General features: G+C 58.4%; 16 protein-coding genes and 2 pseudogenes. 6 read left to right on the plus strand and 12 right to left on the minus strand.

Annotated features, from left to right (window positions below):
• Positions 1-295 precede the first annotated feature (295 nt).
• Both SB753_RS33930 and SB753_RS33935 read left to right on the plus strand, forming a co-directional pair.
• Positions 296-1,009, plus strand: coding sequence for an alpha/beta fold hydrolase (locus SB753_RS33930; RefSeq protein WP_410804372.1), 714 nt, complete (start codon positions 296-298; stop codon positions 1,007-1,009).
• A gap of 143 nt (positions 1,010-1,152) precedes the next feature.
• Positions 1,153-2,253 (plus strand): NADH:flavin oxidoreductase/NADH oxidase, encoded by a 1,101-nt coding sequence (locus SB753_RS33935; protein ID WP_410804374.1) that lies wholly within the window; start codon positions 1,153-1,155, stop codon positions 2,251-2,253.
• Positions 2,254-2,386: 133 nt separating this feature from the next.
• Here SB753_RS33935 and SB753_RS33940 read toward each other — a convergent pair whose 3' ends face one another.
• Positions 2,387-3,295 (minus strand): polysaccharide deacetylase family protein, encoded by a 909-nt coding sequence (locus SB753_RS33940; RefSeq protein WP_410804376.1) that lies wholly within the window; start codon positions 3,293-3,295, stop codon positions 2,387-2,389.
• Positions 3,296-3,505: 210 nt separating this feature from the next.
• Between SB753_RS33940 and SB753_RS33945 the strand changes: the two genes are divergently transcribed.
• The 3 genes from SB753_RS33945 (at position 3,506) to SB753_RS33955 (ending at position 5,998) form a co-directional block, all read left to right on the plus strand.
• Positions 3,506-4,510 (plus strand): AraC family transcriptional regulator, encoded by a 1,005-nt coding sequence (locus SB753_RS33945; RefSeq protein ID WP_410804378.1) that lies wholly within the window; start codon positions 3,506-3,508, stop codon positions 4,508-4,510.
• Positions 4,511-4,711: 201 nt separating this feature from the next.
• Positions 4,712-5,098, plus strand: a complete 387-nt coding sequence (locus SB753_RS33950; RefSeq protein WP_410804380.1) for a carboxymuconolactone decarboxylase family protein — start codon at positions 4,712-4,714, stop codon at positions 5,096-5,098.
• A gap of 207 nt (positions 5,099-5,305) precedes the next feature.
• A complete protein-coding gene (locus SB753_RS33955) occupies positions 5,306-5,998 on the plus strand; it encodes an NAD(P)-dependent oxidoreductase (protein WP_410804385.1) in 693 nt (230 codons plus the stop codon).
• Between the two features lie 88 nt (positions 5,999-6,086).
• Here SB753_RS33955 and SB753_RS33960 read toward each other — a convergent pair whose 3' ends face one another.
• From SB753_RS33960 to SB753_RS33985, 6 genes and pseudogenes are all read right to left on the minus strand, one after another.
• Positions 6,087-7,583 (minus strand): M81 family metallopeptidase, encoded by a 1,497-nt coding sequence (locus tag SB753_RS33960; protein WP_410804387.1) that lies wholly within the window; start codon positions 7,581-7,583, stop codon positions 6,087-6,089.
• Between the two features lie 72 nt (positions 7,584-7,655).
• Positions 7,656-8,813 (minus strand): porin, encoded by a 1,158-nt coding sequence (locus SB753_RS33965; protein ID WP_410804389.1) that lies wholly within the window; start codon positions 8,811-8,813, stop codon positions 7,656-7,658.
• Between the two features lie 37 nt (positions 8,814-8,850).
• Positions 8,851-10,197: an MFS transporter gene (locus SB753_RS33970; RefSeq protein ID WP_410804391.1), complete on the minus strand. Its 1,347-nt coding sequence runs from the start codon at positions 10,195-10,197 to the stop codon at positions 8,851-8,853.
• 394 nt (positions 10,198-10,591) lie between these two features.
• A pseudogene (locus SB753_RS33975) lies at positions 10,592-11,736 on the minus strand (M20 aminoacylase family protein).
• Positions 11,737-12,116: 380 nt separating this feature from the next.
• Positions 12,117-12,400 (minus strand): annotated as a pseudogene (locus SB753_RS33980) (integrase core domain-containing protein); the annotation flags it as partial.
• On the minus strand, positions 12,390-12,683 hold the full coding sequence (locus tag SB753_RS33985; protein ID WP_410804407.1) for an ATP-binding protein: 294 nt from the start codon (positions 12,681-12,683) through the stop codon (positions 12,390-12,392). The gene SB753_RS33985 and the pseudogene SB753_RS33980, both read right to left, overlap by 11 nt.
• 527 nt (positions 12,684-13,210) lie before the next feature.
• On the opposite strand from SB753_RS33985, the gene SB753_RS33990 reads away from it, so the two are divergent.
• On the plus strand, positions 13,211-14,029 hold the full coding sequence (locus SB753_RS33990) for a MipA/OmpV family protein (protein ID WP_410804393.1): 819 nt from the start codon (positions 13,211-13,213) through the stop codon (positions 14,027-14,029).
• A gap of 194 nt (positions 14,030-14,223) precedes the next feature.
• On the opposite strand, the gene SB753_RS33995 is transcribed toward SB753_RS33990, so the two are convergent.
• The 5 genes from SB753_RS33995 to SB753_RS34015 form a co-directional block, all read right to left on the minus strand.
• A complete protein-coding gene (locus tag SB753_RS33995; RefSeq protein WP_410804395.1) occupies positions 14,224-14,589 on the minus strand; it encodes a BON domain-containing protein in 366 nt (121 codons plus the stop codon).
• 73 nt (positions 14,590-14,662) lie between these two features.
• Positions 14,663-15,724 carry a porin gene (locus tag SB753_RS34000; RefSeq protein WP_410804397.1) on the minus strand — a complete coding sequence of 354 codons (1,062 nt, stop codon included), beginning with the start codon at positions 15,722-15,724 and terminating at the stop codon, positions 14,663-14,665.
• A 363-nt stretch (positions 15,725-16,087) separates the two neighbouring features.
• Entirely contained in the window at positions 16,088-17,524 is a 1,437-nt protein-coding gene (locus tag SB753_RS34005) for an MFS transporter (protein WP_410804399.1), read from the minus strand.
• A 25-nt stretch (positions 17,525-17,549) separates the two neighbouring features.
• Positions 17,550-17,855, minus strand: a complete 306-nt coding sequence (locus SB753_RS34010) for a DUF4387 domain-containing protein (RefSeq protein WP_410804401.1) — start codon at positions 17,853-17,855, stop codon at positions 17,550-17,552.
• Positions 17,842-18,954 (minus strand): acyclic terpene utilization AtuA family protein, encoded by a 1,113-nt coding sequence (locus tag SB753_RS34015; protein ID WP_410804403.1) that lies wholly within the window; start codon positions 18,952-18,954, stop codon positions 17,842-17,844. The genes SB753_RS34010 and SB753_RS34015 overlap by 14 nt, the downstream gene beginning before the upstream one ends.
• Between the last annotated feature and the right edge of the window lie 94 nt (positions 18,955-19,048).

The raw sequence follows: 19,048 nt of genomic DNA on the forward strand, positions 1-19,048 counted from the left end.
GAATGCAAAATTCATGTCCCAGAATATCAATCGAAAGAAACCGGGGACGGTAGACTGAGCCGCGTCCCATCTGCCGGGACAGCTATAGAACCGGAACAGCCAGGGGCAGGTGCGTCGTTGGCGGCACACCGGGCTTCGCGTAGGTGAGTCGTGTCGATGCCGGTTGGTCATATTCGCGAGTCTGTATCGGCACCGATCCGCGTGGCACGCGGATCGGATGTCCGAGAAGCATGGCGCAATGTATTGCCTGCACGCCGGCGCGTTCCGAACGGTTAACGCTAGAGGTCTATCCAGCATGACAAATTTCGTCTTCGTTCACGGCGCTTTCCACGGGGGTTGGTGCTTCGATAAACTCCGCCCTTCTCTGGAGGCTGCCGGTCACCGTGTGCTGACACCCACGCTCACGGGAGTCGGGGAACGCTCTCATCTTTCGGCGTTGGGACCGATCAATCTTGACACCCACATCCTCGATATCGCCAACCTCATCAAGTGGCGAGACCTCGACAATATCGTGCTTTGCGGCCACTCGTACGGTTGTCTCGTCATCACCGGGGTTGCCGACCAGTTGCACGACCGGATTGCCTCGCTCGTTTATCTCGACGGCCCGCTCCCGGAAAAAAGCGGCGACTCGCTCTTTTCATTGTTGCCCAATCTGCTATTGCCGTTCACCGAACTCAGCGCGTCGCTCGGCGGTACGCAGGTTGCGAACTGGCCTTCGAAAGTATTCGGTGTCGGCGAGGAACATCAGGCGTGGGCCGACTCGAAACTAACGTCGCACCCATTGGCTTGCTTCACGCAGCAACTGTCTCTCACGGGCAAATTCAAGCAAGTACCGAAGAAGGTATTCATCTACAACTCGAAAGACATCGGCATCCCAAGCCCTATCCCGGGTTGGTACGAGGCGCAGCGCGATCTTCCTGAAACTCACGTCTATTCATTGGACGGCGGGCACGATCTGATGATCGACAAGGCAAGCGAGGTTGCGGAGATATTGCTGAAGCATGCGTGAGGCTGTCGAGCGGCGACCGCTCTTGCAAAGAGCTCCGGTTAAACGGGATTTGTCTCGCCGTCGTCTGTCCTGAAGCGCTTCCTCGAAATCAACCCCACCCCACGGATACGGACGGCGCCCACCGGGCGCCACACGGAGCTCTTATGAGTCGCCCCCTCCTGTTTACACCGACCCAGATCGATAACCTGAAACTAGACAACCGCATCGTGATCGCCCCAATGGCCCAATATTCGGCCGAAAACGGGCAGATGAACGAATGGCACCTGATTCATCTTGGGCAACTGGCGAGCTCGGGTGCGGGACTGCTGACGATTGAGGCGACAGCGGTCACGCCCGACGGGCGCAACACCCGTGGCGACGTAGGACTCTATTCCGACGACTGCGAGGCTGCCATGGCGCGAGTGCTGCGAGGCGTCCGACGCTGGTCAGACATGCCGATCGGCATTCAGCTCAATCATGCCGGGCGAAAAGCGTCGCGGCAAAAGTCGTGGGAAGGCGGTGCACAGGTTCCGCCTGGGCAGCCGGACGGCTGGACGACCTACGCGCCGTCACCGCTCGCGTTTACGTCCGGCGAGATGCCGCCGACTGCACTGGACCGCGACGGTCTCGCGGCAATCCGCAACGCGTTCGCTAGCGCAGCGCGACGCGCGTCCCGGCTTGGCCTCGATTTCATCCAGATTCTTGGCGCGCACGGCTATCTTCTCCATGAGTTTCTCTCGCCTCTCTCGAATCAGAGAACAGACGAGTACGGCGGCTCACTGGAAAACAGAATGCGGTTTCCGCTGGAAATCTTCGAGGCGGTGCGGGATGTGTTTGCGCATGACCGCCCCGTGACGATGCGGGTGTCCGCAACCGATTGGGTGGAAGGCGGTTGGTCCGTCGAGGATACGATCGCCTTCGTCGACGCGTTACAGGAGAGAGGCTGCGCCGCTATCAATGTCTCGAGCGGCGGATCGAGTCCCGCACAGCGAATCCCGATCGGACCCGGCTATCAGGTTCCTCTTGCACGCGCGGTAAAACAGGCGACCACACTGCCGGTTATCGCCGTTGGCCTGATCACCGACTTCGAGCACGCCGAAGCTATCCTCAGCACCGGGGACGCCGATCTGATTGCGCTCGCGAGAGCCGTGCTGTACGACCCGCGATGGCCCTGGCATGCCGCCGCTCACTTCGGGGTTCAAATCAAGGCACCGAAACAGTATCTCCGCTCTCAACCCAACCGGTTGCGCAATCTGTTCGTCTGAGTCGCCCCGCCGGGGAGACTGCCCTGATGCAGCGACTGGCATCCTCAGTCGCATCGGCGGTCCGCTTCAGTCTTCGTGCCGCTGGCCTCCCGGCCGCGGCACGTGCAACGCTACCTCAGCTCACCTCCGGTCTTCAACGAAGCTTCGCATTCTGCAGCGCGTAGTTCACTACCTCATCGTGACGGGCAAACCATACCCCGTCGGGCAAGCTCTTCGCGTACCTGATCAGTTCCTCGACAATCCAGATGCGCGAGCGATTCGTGATCACGTGCGGATGCATGGTGAGTTCGAACAGTCCCCCCTCCGCATACGCGGCGTCCAGTTCCCGCCTGAAGATGTCGAATACGTCCGAAGGCGGTGTATAGGGACGCAATCCCTGAAATCGATGCATCAGGAAATAAACGGCATCGTCGCGTACCCAGTCGAACGGAATTTCGATCAGCCCGGTAGGCTCGCCATCCATCTCCAGTTCATAGCAGTCATCGTCGGCGCCCAGGGATGAGTCGTAGGAAAACCCAAGCTCCTGCAGAATCTGCAGCGTATTTTTTGAAAAATCACCCGACGGCGAGCGAAAGCCCGTCGGACGTTTGCCAGTAATCTTTTCAAGGGTGTCCATCGAGCGCCCGAGCAGATCCCGTTCGTCGGCAAACTCCAGCTTCGAGTTGAGCTCGTGGATCCAGCCGTGCACCCCGATCTCGTGTCCCGCGTCCACAATGCGGCGCTGCTCGTCGGGGTACAGCAGCGCCGAGACGGCAGGCACATAGAAGCTGACAGGAACGCTGTATTTTTCGAGGAGCGACAGGATGCGCGGTACACCGACCCGACTTCCATACTGTCCCCACGAAAGACGGTTAACCGAACCGCCTCCATCACGCAGCTCATTGGTTTCGTGATCCGAATCGAATGAAAGGGCGACAGCAACCCGTGCGCCACCTTTCCATTTGTCCGGACGCAGACGGCGCCCCGCACGAACGTGGGTCACGATTCGTCGCCACTCCTGCTCGGACCATTGCCAAGGTTGCATCCCATTTTGATCGCTCATCACGGACTCTCTATCTGCGTGTCGCGCAGTATGTTGTTAAAAAATCCCATCAATGTGGGACGTTTCTCGATGTGAGGCGGCAATTCGCGCACGGCTTTGAAACGCCGTCATCCATCACTATTGTGGAACCAGGGGATTTTGTTTAGTTGACATTCCGTGCCTCACACTTTTCAATATGAGACACACCTTCCCTTTCGAGGAACAACGGTTATGCGCAAGCGAGTTGTCAGAAGCGCCACCTTGCATGGCTATTTGCGGGCTGCCTGCGACGTCGGCATTGACGGCAAAGCGCTCATGGCTCGGGTCGGATTGAGCAGCGACATCGCTGAAAGTCCGGATAGCCTGATTCCGTTAGATGCGTGGATCAGGCTCCTGGATTTGTCCGTTGCCGCGTCGGCCCGCACCGATTTCGGCGCGCGCGTCGCGATCGCCCGCGGCGTTCCCGACTATGGACTCGTAAGTCTTATGTTGAGAGAAGAGGAAACGCTACGAGATGCGCTGCACACGTATTCGACGCAGCTGCATCACCACTGCGACGGCATCTTCATTGATCTCGACGAACGCTTCGACAAACCGCTGCTGACGTTCAAAATCGAGTCCGAGATTCCTTCGATACACGTCATGGAATACTGCGCCTGCGGCATCGTCCAGATGATTCGCTGGCTCGTCGGACCCGACTGGCAACCCGATGCGGTCTGTCAGGAACATTCGCGTCCCGCCCATACGCTGGTGCAAAGCAACTTCATGCGATGCGAGCTCCGCTATGACCAGATGGTCAGCGGGATCCTGCTCTCACGCGATGCGTTGTCCCTGAAGGTGATCGCTTCATCCGCCGTACTCCGGCGTCACGCTAAAACCCTGCTCGGGCAAACTTTCAATCATTCGCCGGAAGACTTCGAAGCACGCGTCGAGTGGCTCATGCATCAGCAGTTGCGCGACTCGCGATGCAGCGTCGAAACTCTCGCGTCCAGTCTGGGAATGAATCGACGCACCCTCCATAGACGACTCGCGGACAAGGGACTGTCCTACTCCGCCCTTTTGCAGCAAGTGCGGTGCGATACGGCCAGGCGATTGCTCAGCATGCAAACCGTGTCATTGACAGAGGCGGCCGAAGCACTGGGATTTGGTAGTCTGAGCGCGTTCTCCAGATGGTTCCAGACCAGCTTCGGCTGCAGCGCCTCGAGATGGAAACGCAACCTGGAAGCATCCGGTTAAGGCCTCCGTAGATTCGCGGTTCGGCTTGCTGCGTAGACGGTCGTACGTCCCGTGTTGTCAAACACGTGTCCCGTCAAGTCAAATATTACGACGTCGTTGGGCTAAAGTAGGCCGACCTGTGTCATCGATTCGGAACCCGGAATGGGATGCCGATTCGTGCCAGCTAATACGACCTTTCTTTACCACCGAGGAACTCCAGTCATGTCAGACGACAACGCTCTTTTCGAAAAGGGCATGCCTATCCGTCGCGCCGTACTTGGGGCGGAATACGTAGATGCTTCGATGCAGAAAGCCGACTCCTTCATGATGTCTTTTCAGCGGGCCACCACCGCGTGGGCGTGGGGATGGGCGTGGGGAGACGAAACGCTCGACCGCAGGACCAGAAGTCTGCTGAATCTCGCCATGCTGACTATCGCAGGCCACACGGACGAACTGAAGCTACACGTCAAGGGCGCCCTGAACAACGGCCTCACGGTGGAGGAAATCAAGGCCACGCTGCTGCATGCCACTGCATACTCAGGAATTCCTTCTGGCCTCAGCGCGTTCAAAGCAGCTCATGAAGTCCTTGTCCGTGATGGTGCGCTGTAATGGGCAGCAGAACGTTCAGGAAAGTCGCGTTTATCGGCATCGGTCACATGGGGTGGCCTATGGCCGCCCGACTCGTCAATGCCGGCTTCCACGTCGCGGTTTTCGATCTGGACCGCGAACGCGCGGCAGCGTTCTCGAGCGGGATCGGCGGCGAATCGCCAGATACGCTCGAGGCGGGCGGTAGAGTCGGCAGATGCGGTCATCACCATGCTCCCGAAAAGCCAACATGTGGCACAGGTCATTACGGCCGTTCGGCCCGCACTCAGGGCTGGTGCGCTGGTCATCGACATGACATCGGGAATTCCCAGAATCACGCAGGAGATCGCGGCCAGCCTCGAATCGGGCGGTATTCTGATGATCGACGCGCCTGTCTCAGGCGGCGTTTCGCGGGCTCGAACCGGCGAACTCGCCATTATGGTCGGGGGCCCCGCGACGGCTGTCGAACAGGCCAAGCCCTTGCTGCTTGCCATCGGAACTACGGTTACCGAAGTAGGCAAGATCGGGGCGGGCCAGGCGATGAAAGCGCTAAACAACCTCGTGTCGGCCGGCGGGTTTCTGATTGGTGTAGAAGCGCTGATTATCGGCCGGAAATTTGGACTCGACGCCGGAAAAATGGTCGACGTACTCAATGCTTCCACCGGTACAAATAACAGTACGCAGAAGAAGTTCCGTCAATTTGTCCTGTCCCGGACTTTCGACAGCAATTTCGGTCTCGATCTGATGGTCAAAGACCTGGGCATCGCGCTAGAAGTCGCACGAGGAGAAGGCGTTACAGTTCCGTTTGCCGAGTTGTGCAGCGAACTGTGGGCGAATGCGGCAGAAGCGCTGGGGCGAGGCAAAGACCACACGGAAATGGCGCGGTTCTGCGAGGAGACCTCCGGCGTCCCGCTCGCGCATTGAATGAGGCGTTACCCGAGGGCTCGCCGGATGGTCATTTCGCCCATCCGGCGAGCCTCCCTGCAAGTCCGGGCCGAAAGCGTACGTCTGCTCAAGGACGGCGCCGGATGGAATCCGGCAACTTCCGCCACGGCAGATCGCCTGGGTCAGCCGCGGCTGCGCCCCGTGCCTTCGCGATCACGACGTCGGTCTCTTCATTTTCGACAAGCGGTACGAAGTCAGCTCTGAAATGGTTACTGCTTTTGACGACGATGATTTTCATCTGCTCCGGATGCACGCCAACGAAACGAAACAGTTCACGGTCCTGCGCTCCGATCTTTCCACTTGCGACCACTACCAGCACGCCGCCAGTCTCGACGCATGCGCTTGGCCCCAATCCGGCAACGAACCCCGTCATCTTTGGGCCCTTGAAAGTGACCCGCCCATCGCTGACTGCTCTCACGGTGAATTCGGCGGTCACCGGCGGGTCGGTGGGACCGTCCCAAAGCTCAGTGGCATGGCCCAGACTGGCGCGAAACGTTGCACCGACGCCGGCCTGTACCGCCGCGGCCGCAAATCGAGCGTCGTACATCACACCTAGCGTCACCCGATGGGGGAAACGTTCGCCGGCTCGGGCATTCAGCAGTGCGTGCAGCATGCCGGTGGTCGATGCCGTACCTCCGGCGCCGGGGTTGTCCTGAGTGTCCGCTATCACAACCGGAGCGTTGCTTTCGGCGGCGCGCGCCATCGCTTCCTGGACCGCATCGTCCGCGCAAAGGATTTCAAGCCGCCATTGAGCGGGCTCGCCCGCAAGCGATGCGAGCTCCTCGACGAGAGTCGAAGCGTTCTCTCCCACGCTCCAGATCATGGGCGCACATTCGGCAAAGTCGGCCGCCGGAAAGGCCATGCAAAAGCTCGACATCGTTCCATGCTCGGCATCGAGTGCACGCAGCCGTTCATAGATCCGCTTCGCCGGTCCCGTTGTCGTACTCTGCGAATTCAGCGGAATAAGGAATGGGAGCCGCTTCCAGACAACCGGTTCCCGACGTCCATGCGCAATACGGCGTGACAGGAGCTCACCGGCCAGTTCGCCTGTCTCTACGTAATCGACGTGCGGATAGGTGCGGAACGAAACCATGCCATCCGCACTTCGGAGCATCCTCTCGGTGACATTTGCATGCAGATCCAGACTCACCACAATCGGCATGTTTTCGCCCACCAGTTGCCGAACACGGCCGATCAGTTCCCCCTCGGTATCGTCTTCGTTCTCGGCAACGCCGGCGCCGTGGAGATCCAGGTATACGGCGTCGAACCCGCCGGCTTTCACGTCATTGCATATCTCATTGCAAATGCGCTCAAAGGCGTCCTCGGTCACATACGAAGACGGGACAGCGCCGCACCACAAACTCGGTACGATCGACCATCCCTTCGATCGCGCGTAGTGCAAAAATCCCGTAGCCGGCATCGCAACCGCGTCCATCGTTTCGAGCATCTGTTGGCCTCGAACGGGTGCGGGGAACGCTTCGCCTTTTTGGAAAGCCGACCAGTCGGCCTTATCGAGCGCAAACGTATTGGTTTCATGTTTATAACCGGCGACCAGAACCTTCATAAGTCTCTCCTTGCTGATTTCCTGAAACGTATGTCCCTCGACTGCCGTTCGCAAACAAGACGTCGGGCTGCATTAAAAGAAGTGAAAGATGCCTATGCTGGCACCGAACTGACCCGCTCCCTGCAAAGTTTGGGTCTGAAGGTCCAGCCCCATGTTGCTGAGACGGGTATTCCAGACTTTGCCGACGTTGCCGTACACGCCCGTCGATTTTGATAACCTGTACTGCGTCTGAAGCGCAACCATCGTGGGCCGGGCATCCACACCAGCAACCCGCTGGTGATACGCGCCGACACTCCCCGTCCACGCAGGCGTAAACTGCTCGGTAACGCCTCCCCAGAATAGATTCGAGTTTTCGTTGCCGGCCTGCGCGACCGTCCTTAGATGGCGGTAGCCTGCGAACAGCGACGTGACGTCCCACTTATATCTGAGGGCCGCGGCGATGCGCTCAGCCCGTTGCGGTGTGCCGGAAGACGCTGCCGGGACTGCCGAAGGCACAAACAACCCCAAGCCGTATTGCGCTGAAGTCATGGGGCCATGGATGTTGTCGTACACGATCCCGGCCATCAATTGCCTGGCGGTGTAGTCAGCAGACGCGGCGAATTCCTTGGAGCGAGAGCCAGATCCGGCCGTTCCGTTGATCGTGCTTTCCACGCTGGCGCTGCCAAAGCTGTATTGGACATTTTCGTGGAACGGGCCATCCGAGCGCGTGTATCTGACCGCATTGTCCATGCGCGACACCATTCCGCCGTCCATGGTCCACAGGCTTACGTTGGAACCTTGCAGCGGATCCAGATAGCCGATCACGTCGTAAAGAGGCGTATAGACCCGGCCGAAAATGATCCTGTTATTGCTGTTCTGAATCCCTACCCACGCCTGTCTCCCGAAGAGACGCCCGCCTTGTATCGACGTACCGTTGTAGGGATTGAAGCCGCCTTCGAGCCTGAAAATTGCCTTGACATCGCCGCCCAGTGCCTCAGAACCCATCAAACCGAACGAATTGGAGTAAATCTCCGCAGGTCCTGACTGCACCACCGAATGCGATGTCTTGTTCGCGTTCGTCAGATACTCGATACCTTCGTCCAGCGTTCCGAACAAGGTAACGCTGCTCTGGGCGTTCGAAACAACCGGAACTACCGAAAAGATCGACAGGCACAGGTTCGTCAGCCATCTTCTTGATTTTTCGTTGCACATCACATATGAGTAGTTATACGAAATATATAGACTCATCATGTCTATCGCTCTAAATCTGGACTTCCGTTCGCGTGACCTAGATGTTTCCCGACACGGTCTGCTGCGGCAGAGAATCGGCCGGATTCATCCGCGTCTTCCGGGTCGAAGAAAGGTAGATAGAGACCGCAGCGCCGGCCGCCGACACACCCAGTACCGTCACGAATGCCGTGAGCAGGCCGTGTGGGTTTTCCTTCATCCGATCGCTCAACACGCCCACCGACCACGGTCCGATACTCGCGCCCAACATATAGTTGAAAGTCATGAACACGCCGGTCGCGCGACCTCGCATACGATTGGGAACCGCGAGTTGAATGGGAGCGACCATGAAGGTCGTGACGACGGAAAAAATGATGACCTGCGACGCGTAAAACAAATAGGCAAGGCTAGCCGTGTCGACGAAAATGAACGCTACGGCGAGCGGAATCTGGACTGCCCACATCGCCGACATTCGCTTGAGCAGCGAACTCAAGAGATCGCGATTTTCGAGCTTTCGCAAGAGAAGCTGTGACGCAACACAGCCGCACAAGCCGACCGCCAGAAAGATGGCACCCAACGGGCGCCCAATCGTCGCCGCGGTCCCAAAGCCCTCGCGGATCATCAGACTTGGAAACCAGGTCAGAAGCACGAACAATCCGGACGTGCTGAAAACAAATGCAGCGAAGTAAAACAACAGCATTGGGCTACTGAAGATGAACTGCAAAGTCGCCCGGGTTGACGTATCGATTTCCTGCCCGGACTCGTGACGTTTCGGCTCCTGCAGCGCAAGAATGAGTGCCGCCAGCAGGATACCGGGGAGTCCCAGAACGAGAAAAACCGACTGCCATGGCTCGAGATGTCCGATCAACGGCACATCCATCCCGCCAGCAGTGGTGAAATGGCGCAGTGCCATACTGCCGAGAATAAGGGCCATCCCTCCTCCCACATAAGGGCCGACGTTGTACACCGCGGTTGCTCTCAACAGCGCTCGCCCGGACAGCATGTCTGAGAGAATCGAGTACGACGCTGGCGAGCAGCCCGCTTCGCCAATCGCTGTACTTGTGCGTGCAACGAAAAGCTGAATAAAGTTTCCTGCCAGCCCGCAGGCCGCCGTCGCGAGGCCCCAGAAAGCGACGCACGCGGCAGCAATCCCGACTCGGTGAAACCTGTCTACCAGCACGCCCAGGACGATACCGGAGCATGCGTAAAACGCGCCGAATGCCAGCCCCTGCAGCATGCCGATTTCTGAATCTGTTAATGAGAATGCGTGTTTGATCGGTTCGAGAAGCAACGGCAAGATCTGCCGATCCATGTAAGAGAGGGAAAAAGCCAATGCGAGCAAGATCGTCGTCAGTGCGACGCGCCGCTTCGGCGTGGGACGCGTTTCACCTCGCTTTACTGATTCCATTGATTACCTCCTGCGTCTATATTTTTGATACGTTTGAGTTAAATGGTTGTCGCCTCGACGGAGGGTGGTCGATGCGCATCTTTCCGTTCGGTTCACGATTCGCCTGATCCACGTTCGCCGTGCAGGCCATTGGCAGAAGCACGGTGTGCGGACTGGAAGCTAAGTTAAAAGATCAAAATAGCCGTCAATTCACTTCAAATGACAATCGGTTTGCATTTTGGGACACGCAGGGGAAGTACCGAGTGAGCCGCACGAAAACACGCAAGCTCTGTCCCGACGGTCTTTCGTGGATGCCGTCGGCAGGAATTCAGGGAGACGTAGGTATTCCGGTGATACTGGATCGCGGCCGAAGCGCAAACCCGTTGAGCGAGCGCTTCAGCCGGAATGACGAGTCCTACTGCTGTAACGGAAGAAACCGCTCGACGAGCCGCGTCCAGTAGGCTGCGCCCACGGTGAGATTGTCGTCGTTGAAATCGTAGGATGCGTTGTACAGAGTGCGCGAGTGTTCGCCGTTACCCAATCGCAGAAAGCAGCCCGGCTTTTCCTGAAGGTAGTAGGCGAAGTCTTCGCTGCCGGCAAACGGGGCGAAGTCGCTGATCACACGGTGTTCACCGACCAGTTCGCGTGCAACCGCGAGCGCCAGGTCGGTTTCCTTCCTGCTATTCACAAGCACTGGATAACCCGGGAGGTAGTCGATTTCAACGCGCGCATTGTGGGCATCTGCATGAGCCTGTGCAAGCGTCCGTATGCGTGCCTCTATCAGCTTGCGGGTTTGCGCATCGAAAGAGCGAACGCTGATCTGCAGATGGGCACTACGGGAATCACATTGGCCACCGCTCCCGCGTTGAACGAACCGACCGTCACCACGGCAGCCTGCATCGGGTCTACTCTGCGCGAAACCACGGTCTGCAGCGCCATCACCAGTTGCGAGCCAATCACGATCGGATCGACCGCGAGATGCGGGCGCGCAGCGTGGTCACCGTAACCATCGATCACGATGTCCACCGTGTCGCACGCTGCCATGAACGGGCCGCCACAAAGCATGAAGTTACCCGCCGGATAGCCCGGCTGGTTGTGTAGTCCAAAGATCGCCTCGCAGGGGAAACGCTTGAACAGGCCGTCCTCGATCATCCGCTTTGCTCCGCTGTCCGAGAGAATCTCCTCCGCCGGCTGGAAAACCAGATGCACCGTTCCGTCGAAACGACGAGTGCGAGCAAGATGGCGCGCGGCACCGAGCAGTATTGCCGTGTGGCCGTCGTGTCCGCATGCATGCATCTTTCCGGGTTCGGCACTAGCGTAGGGCAGACCGGTTTCCTCGACTATCGGGAGCGCATCCATGCCGGCGCGCAACGCGACGGCACGTGGACTGTTCCCCGCCTTGCTTGTAGCCACCATGCCCGTTCCGCCAATGCCGCGGGTCAGCCTGTAACCCGAGTGCTCCAGACGCTGTGCCACGAGCTCCGACGTACCGGTTTCCTCGTATGCCAGTTCCGGATGCCGATGCAGGTGGCGGCGAATATTACTCAGTTCGTCACACAGATCGAGCGTGTCGTCGAGAACACAAAGGAGCTGTGTCGATGTCGTAAGTGCAGTGTGATGTAAGTTATGCCAGGTCCGCGAAGACGAAGTGGCGGTACCGGTGCAAGCGCTACCAGGCATGCCATCTTCACGATGGCGTTCAATCTACACGCGTCGATGGTTTCGCAATTGATGATCTGAGACATACGGTTGTCCGTACGAGACAACGGCGACGGAGTGTTGCCCCTGTGCAGGGAGCCTCGTTGAAGTACTCGGCGTAAGTCCCCAGGATGCCTCGCATCGGGCCTACGAAAGCAATCCGGCTAGCTTCCGCGTCGCGAAGCGTGCCCATGCTGGCGTGAAGACCTGCCGCAGAGTGACCTGTCAGGCAGCGAGTCTCCGTCGATATTATCGGGCTCCAGCCAGGGTCGACGGACCGTGGCCGGAGGTTGGTAGCAAAGCGCGCTGTGTAGTCGCCGCTCGTTGTAGAACTACCGGCAGCATTCGATGACCATCCTAGGCCCGGCGCGACTGCGGAACCATTCGCGGTTTAGCAATCCGTCGCGCAGCCTGCCGCTTAAGCCTTCCCGCTTTGCCATGGACTGTCAGACACAATGAAGGTCTGGCCGATTGCGGCGTCTTGCGACCAGCGCCTGACCTTGGCGGCGGTGAATTCAGCGCCGTTGGCGTACAACGCACTGCCCGAGTGTCTTCGCCTGGGATTTGCCGACGCCTGTCTCGCCGACCATCAGATCGCAGACCTTCTCGTTCATGTAGCGGCCGGTGGCGAGATCGTGAACGTGCGCCCGGTTCAGCTTTGGCAGCCGGTGGAAGTCGAAGATCTCGAGCGTCTTGCCTAGCCAGAAGCCGGCGCGGGCGAGCCGCACGCCGAACTTCTTCTGGTCGCGCCGTGCGACCTCGTCATGCAGAAGGATGACAAGTAACTCGGTGTAAGGTTGTCCCTCGATTGCGCCCGGTTGCGCTGCTCAAGCGAGTCGGGGATGCCGGGCAGGCGCAACTGCTCGAGGATGGTTGTTCAGTTCGGGACTTGGATTCATGACACTCAGTGCAGAAGGATGGACCGGAGATCGCCGTGAGGATTTGCAGATGCAATACGCGTGTAGCACGCCGCGGACGTCGTTCAAGTCCACTCGGGGATAAACGCAGGTGGGTCCTCCGAGGATAGATAGCCTCACTCTTGTTTGCCGGCGCCTCGGCGACCGTCTCTGCCGTGAACATCACTTCGACATCCACCGTGCGCGTCGCCCGGTCTCCGCTCCCCGCGCCTTCAATCTCCACGTCGATTTCAACTGTGCCGGCAACTACCCGGCCCCCCACGCTCGCTCGATCGGGAAGAGAACCGGCTGGGCTACAGCACCGCGCTTGAAGATTGTTTTCTCCCCCGCAGTCTTCAGCTTTTGATGAGTAAGTAACGAGTAAGTCGGACCGCTCTACAGTCGCTTCCGTCTTGACGCTCCCATTTTGAGGAATGACGATGAGAAAAGCGATTCGCGGTAAGCAACCGCTGCTGCTGGCTGTCACATCAGCCTGTCTTCTATCAGGCGGTGCCTGGGCGAATGGTGTGAGCGCAGAGCCGCCCGAAGCCGAAGACAGCGGCTTCACCGTGCTTAGCAACGCAACGAATGTGACTCACTGGGGCCTCGGTGCGGCAGTGGGACTCGAGCCGTCACCTTACAGTGGTGACAGCACCCGCGTCTCCCCTATTCCGCTGATTTCCCTCGATAACAAATGGCTGCACGCCTTTGGTACCACTGTCGATTTGAAGGTCGGCAGGTGGAGCGACGTGACTTTTACGCTGCGCGGCAAGTTCGACGTCTTCGGTGGCTATAAGGGTTCCGATGCGCCGATCCTGAATGGCATGGAGAACCGAAACGGCGCATTCTGGTACGGTCCCGCACTCGCATGGAAATCCGCGTTCGGTACACTGTCAGCCGACTATCTGCTTGGAGGCAACAAGGGGCAGATGGCCGACTTCGAGTACAGAAAGTCGTTCGAACTCGGGCACTGGTCGGTCGAGCCGCACGCGGGCATCGACTGGCTCAGTAGCAAATACGTCAACTACTATTACGGCGTGCGTCCATCCGAGGTCCAGCCGGGACGCCCCGAATACACTGGGAAGGCCGCCTACAATACGTCGATCGGCACGCAGGTCAACTACAATTTCACTTCCCATCAGATGGTAAGTTTCGATGTAGGCGTCTCACACCTCAGCAGCGGTATTACTGACAGCCCGATCGTAGGAAGACGGTACATTCCGATGTTCAAGGTTGGCTACCTATACCGATTCAAATGAGCATAGCGTTGTTTCACGAGTCGGTCGATCAAACACCACAGCGCTTTTTCGCGTGGCAAACTACGCCGATGCCGATAGTGCGGTTCTCCGAGGAGCAGAACCGCATGAGGACCTAACCGGCAGTGGCCGCCCGGAGTGTTTGATTCGCTGGTGCGCGCGACATGCGAACCAGCGTAATCTGCGCTCTGCCGATGTCACTGAGTGGGCTGCGTAGCTAACCGAAGGCTCTCACGAACGGACTTCACACCGTCGACGTTCTTCGCGGCCTGGACCGCCAGTGGAATCTGACTCGCATCCTGGACTACTCCTGACAGCATAATGTTGCCGTCAGAAGCCTTAACGAAAATCCCTGTAGCGTCTAGTCCCTTTATATGGGAGATCGCCTTCAATACGCGCTTTGACAAGGTCCGGTTTGCGGAGCGTACGGCCTTTTGTGATGGGGGTGTCGACGCTACTCCACCATTCGAATTGCCGTTCGCGGGCTGTGCCGGTTGTGCGCCCGCATTCATTGCAACGAGCAGACACATTAATGTGATGCTTCTCATCTTAATCCGATGCATATCCTCTCCGTTTGGTGCTTTTCAGGTTCTGCGAAGTCGGCGTTACCCACATGCGATCGCCAATATTTTCTCGTTAGAATCTCGTTTGCAGGCCGACTGATACGCCGGTGAGACCAGAACTACCCGGACTGCGGTTAAGAACAGCGATATTTGTTGGGTCTTTCTTGTAGGCACCGGAAAAATGATTCCGGTCGGCTTCCAGATAAATCTCAGTTCGCTTCGAGAGGAAATATTCGGCTATCACATACGCAGTCTGTTTATGACCACTGGCGCCGTTTACATTGCCCAGGTTGCTCGCAATGTCGTCGTAATAGGCAGCCGTCACCGCAAACGCTGGCGTAACTTGCCAGACGACGCCACCCTGCGGTACATCGTCACGTCGCTGTGAGGGAGCTTTCGTTGATCCACTTACGGTTAGCACCAGATAGCTGAGATAGGCACGAACGGGTCCAATCTGCCACACGGCACCAGCGTAATAGTTCTGTGCCATCTGGCTGGCATCAGCGTTGTACGTGCGTTGATATGCAATACCGCCTCTTAGCGGTCCCGTATCGTAGCTCGCCGCAGCCGAGTAGTTGGAACCAGCGCGCTGGTTCCCGGCGACACCGCCGAATGAATAGCTTGCGCTAAGCTTTGCTCCGCCGAAGCCGTTTGTATATTTCACGGAGTTGTTGAAGCGGCCATCCAGGGTAAAAAAGTTAACGCCGAGAAGCCCGGTCGGGATGATTGCCGGATCTGCGCCGCCAATCTGTGAGGGATCCAGCGAAATGCCTAAATCCTCGAAGGAACTGAACTGGCGCCCCATCGTCAGACGTCCATAAGCTCCGTCCATTCCGACATATGCCTGACGGGACCAAAGGACATTATTCGTGGCCAGGGTGCCATTTGAGGAATTGAAGCCGTTTTCCAGACGGAAGATTATCCTCACTCCGCCACCGATGTCTTCAGAGCCGGTCAGGCCGAACCGGTTCTGCGCGATGATGTTGGAGTATTCGACTGTCGCCCCGCCTTTTGTCCCGTTCACCCATCTGACTCCGCCTCCGACAATACCGAACAGGCTCACACTTGATTGCGCGTGTGCAAGGTTGAATGCGGAAGAAAGCAGGACTGCGACAAGTGGTTTAACCTTGTTCATTCGTAGACCTATATAAATAATTGGATTGTGACGGTCGTAGCGTTCCCGCCAGTCGCAAGTGCACGGCCTGGGGCCAGCAGCACAAGTTAGCGGGAACGGTCTCCAATGGCGTCTGTCTCCTCAACGCCAGAACAGCTCAGTCCGGATTGCCGCTAGAGAACTTCAACTCCCGGCAAACGGCTGATAACACTTGCACTCTGACCATCCCCTTCGGTGTGGTCGAGAGCCGAAAATCATGATCCTGTCGCGGCGGAGTGCATCCGTCATACTGCGGACGGCTCCAGCCAAAGGGACCTTCGCGTGCGTCTAGCGGTCCTAGGTGGTATCCACGCGGGACGAGGTTGTCATCTCAGCCTGATGCACTCACGGCCGTCCTGTAATCTCCTCGAAGGTCCTGTTACGAGTTCTCGGGCCGGCCAGTCCAATGGTGAACACCGCGATGAGCATGCAGCCGCTGATGGTAAGGAACACCGTCGTTACGCCACCACGCGCCAAAGCGAACGCAACGACGTACCCACTGATCGCCGCAGAAAGTCGCGTAAATGAGTACACGAAGCCAACGGCGCGGGCTCTTATGGACGTAGGGAAGATTTCGCTTTGGTAAGCATGACCGTGAAAGCTCAAGGCCGCATTCGCAAATGTCAATCCGATACCCGTGCTGATCCAGCCAATGGGAGAAGCTGAGTGCGCGAAGATGACTCCCAATACAATGGCGACCAGGCCAATCACGATGATCTGATGCTTGCGTTCGAATCGATCGGCCAGCAAGGCGATCAATATAGGCCCCAACGGCGCAGCAAGACTCACGCCGAATGTATAAAACAGGCTGTGCTTTAGCGGCACCCCCTGCGCTTCCAGGAGCGTGGGAATCCAGTTGGAGAATCCGTAGTAGGCAATGTTCTGAAAGACAAAGTAGACAATCATCATCAGCATCGCGTTCCGCACGTAACTGGGCGAAGCGCGGCGTGCCTTGCGGGGTTCTGCCGGCGCTGGCGCAACCGGCGCGGACTGACCGTCTGGCTGTCCTCCGCCGTCAAAGGCATCGAGTACCGCGTGCGCCTCCTCCCGGCGCCCTTGGGATGCAAGCCAACGCGGGGACTCCGGCAGATTTCGGCGAAACAGCCAGAACACCGCTGCACCCGCCGCTGGCAGGAAAGTCAACCACCTCCATCCGGTGACGCCGAATATCGAGCGCGGGACCAAGACGGCCGCCAGCAGGGCTGCGATGGGAATAGCAGAATACTCGATGGATTTCGCCATGCCGAACGCCTTGCCCCGGAGGTGCTTGGGCATGATTTCCACGATGAAGCAGTCGATTGCGACTGACTCGGCGCCAAGTCCGACACCAGCCAGGAAGCGCCAGAAGCAGACCCAGATTGAGTCGTTCTGCAGCCCCATGACAAACGTCGCGAGAGCGTAGGAGGCCAGCGCGTAGCCGAACACAGCCTTGCGGCCGAACCGATCTCCTAATCCTGCAAATCCGATCACACCGACATAAAGGCCGAGGAAGGTAGCTGCTATGAAGGTTGCCTGGTCGGAAAATCCGAACAGGCCAGCATTCCCTGTTTTGAAAATCCCTGCTGCCACAAGCCCCGGGGAAAGCGGAGCCGTCAAAGCCAGGTCGTAAATTTCGAAGAAGCCGCCCACCGCGATCAGGGCGACCCATCCCCAAAGGCGCATTGACCCGTTCAGCGCGTCAATGCGTGCACCGATCTGCGCCACTGCAGCGGCATTCTCGGGATCGTTGCGAGCGGGCGCGCGACTTTCCCTGGCTCTTGCAGCCGTCAATATCTTGTTCAATGTTGTCTCCTCCTGAGCTGACCTGTCAGTCGACCCGGACGCTCAATAGCGGAATGAACTGCTGGCCGCCGTGCAGATCCGACGCCCCCAGTGCACCTTGCGTCAATGGATGCGGGATGCTGAACTTGAATGCGCGAGCTTTCTCGCATTCAAAAAATCGGACCTTGTCGGGCTTCGTGTGATACAGGCGCGAAAACATCTCCACGTTGAGCGCCCCTGAGCGCTTGACGAGTTGATAGCTCTCGTCGTCGCTAAACAGGATGTCAAAGGTCAACAGAAAGGGTCCTGCGTTCTTGCTGCGAATCATCGCTGCGATGTCAGAGAGTTGCATCCGTGGCTTCCTGGATATGCGTAATGGTGGTCCGAAACATTGATACTGGCGAATCCGGCAGCACGACGTGATTCATGTTGAAGGCATACACCGGGCCGCGTTCAATGTGCGCAGGGTTGTGCAGGCAAGCGAAGCCCGTGATCGACCCTTTCCATTTAGTCGTCGGCTGATGCAACAAGGGTTGCCGTGTCAATTGCACCAGGGCGGTGGCGGTCTGCTGGTCCGCAGCGGTTGCTTCGACGACGAGCCCGATTTCGTGCGGGATTCGCGCACGATCCGGTTCGAACGCCCCCATCACGCCGTCGCGTCCGTATGCGTGGTAGTCGATCCTGGCGCCCATTGCTTCCAATGATTTACCGAATACCCTTTCCACCGATTGCTGGACACGCTGGCTCACTTTGCCGAGCCAGTCGTCGAACTCCTCCAGAATGAAGGGATCGCGGATTCCGCCCACCATGACGCTCTGATATCCCGCAAGTTCGGCACCTTCGAGCTTAATGGTGGTCTGCTCAGCCGGCCGAAACGTGCTTCCGCGTATTCTCACGCTCGTCTCGTCCAACTGCTCATATACCGCCTCGCTAATGTCCAGTACACCGGAGGACTCAGTAAAGCAAAACGGATCGGCGTTTTCGTAGAGACTGTGCGCGGCGACGGACTGTGTCGTGCAACGCAAGCCTGGGCCGATCGGCTGGATCACCACTTCGTCTGGGCGCACATAGCCGACGATCATCCCATGCGCTGGTCGTTCGCAAACCGAGGGGCCGCATTCGACGACCTTCCCCGCGTGCCAGGCTAGCCCATGCGGCAGCCCCATCTGGATCGGCATAGCCGCATAGAGCGCCGGGTCGCTGCAGCGCCCGGCAACGACAAGATCGACGCCAGCGGCAAGCGCGGCCTGCAACGGCTCGACACCCATCATGCCGACTATGCGTTCGCTGCGCCGGATCGTGGTTTCGTCGAGATGGGGAGCCGGGTCGAGCGCGCGGATTTGTCCCTGCCCAAGCTTTTCCAGCAGAAAGTCCTTTGACTGCTCCGAGCGAATCTCGGCGACCTTGAGCTCAAGCCCCTCGGAGGCGGCGACCTCGCGCACGATCTCCATGAACCAGTCGACATGCACGTCTGCGCCGCCCGTGCCGACCGAACCAATCAGCAATGGCACCCTGGCGGGCACAGTGTTTCGCAACAGGGTGGTG

The sequence above is a fragment of the Paraburkholderia sp. SIMBA_053 genome, assembly GCF_046534895.1.
Taxonomy (GTDB): domain Bacteria; phylum Pseudomonadota; class Gammaproteobacteria; order Burkholderiales; family Burkholderiaceae; genus Paraburkholderia; species Paraburkholderia caledonica.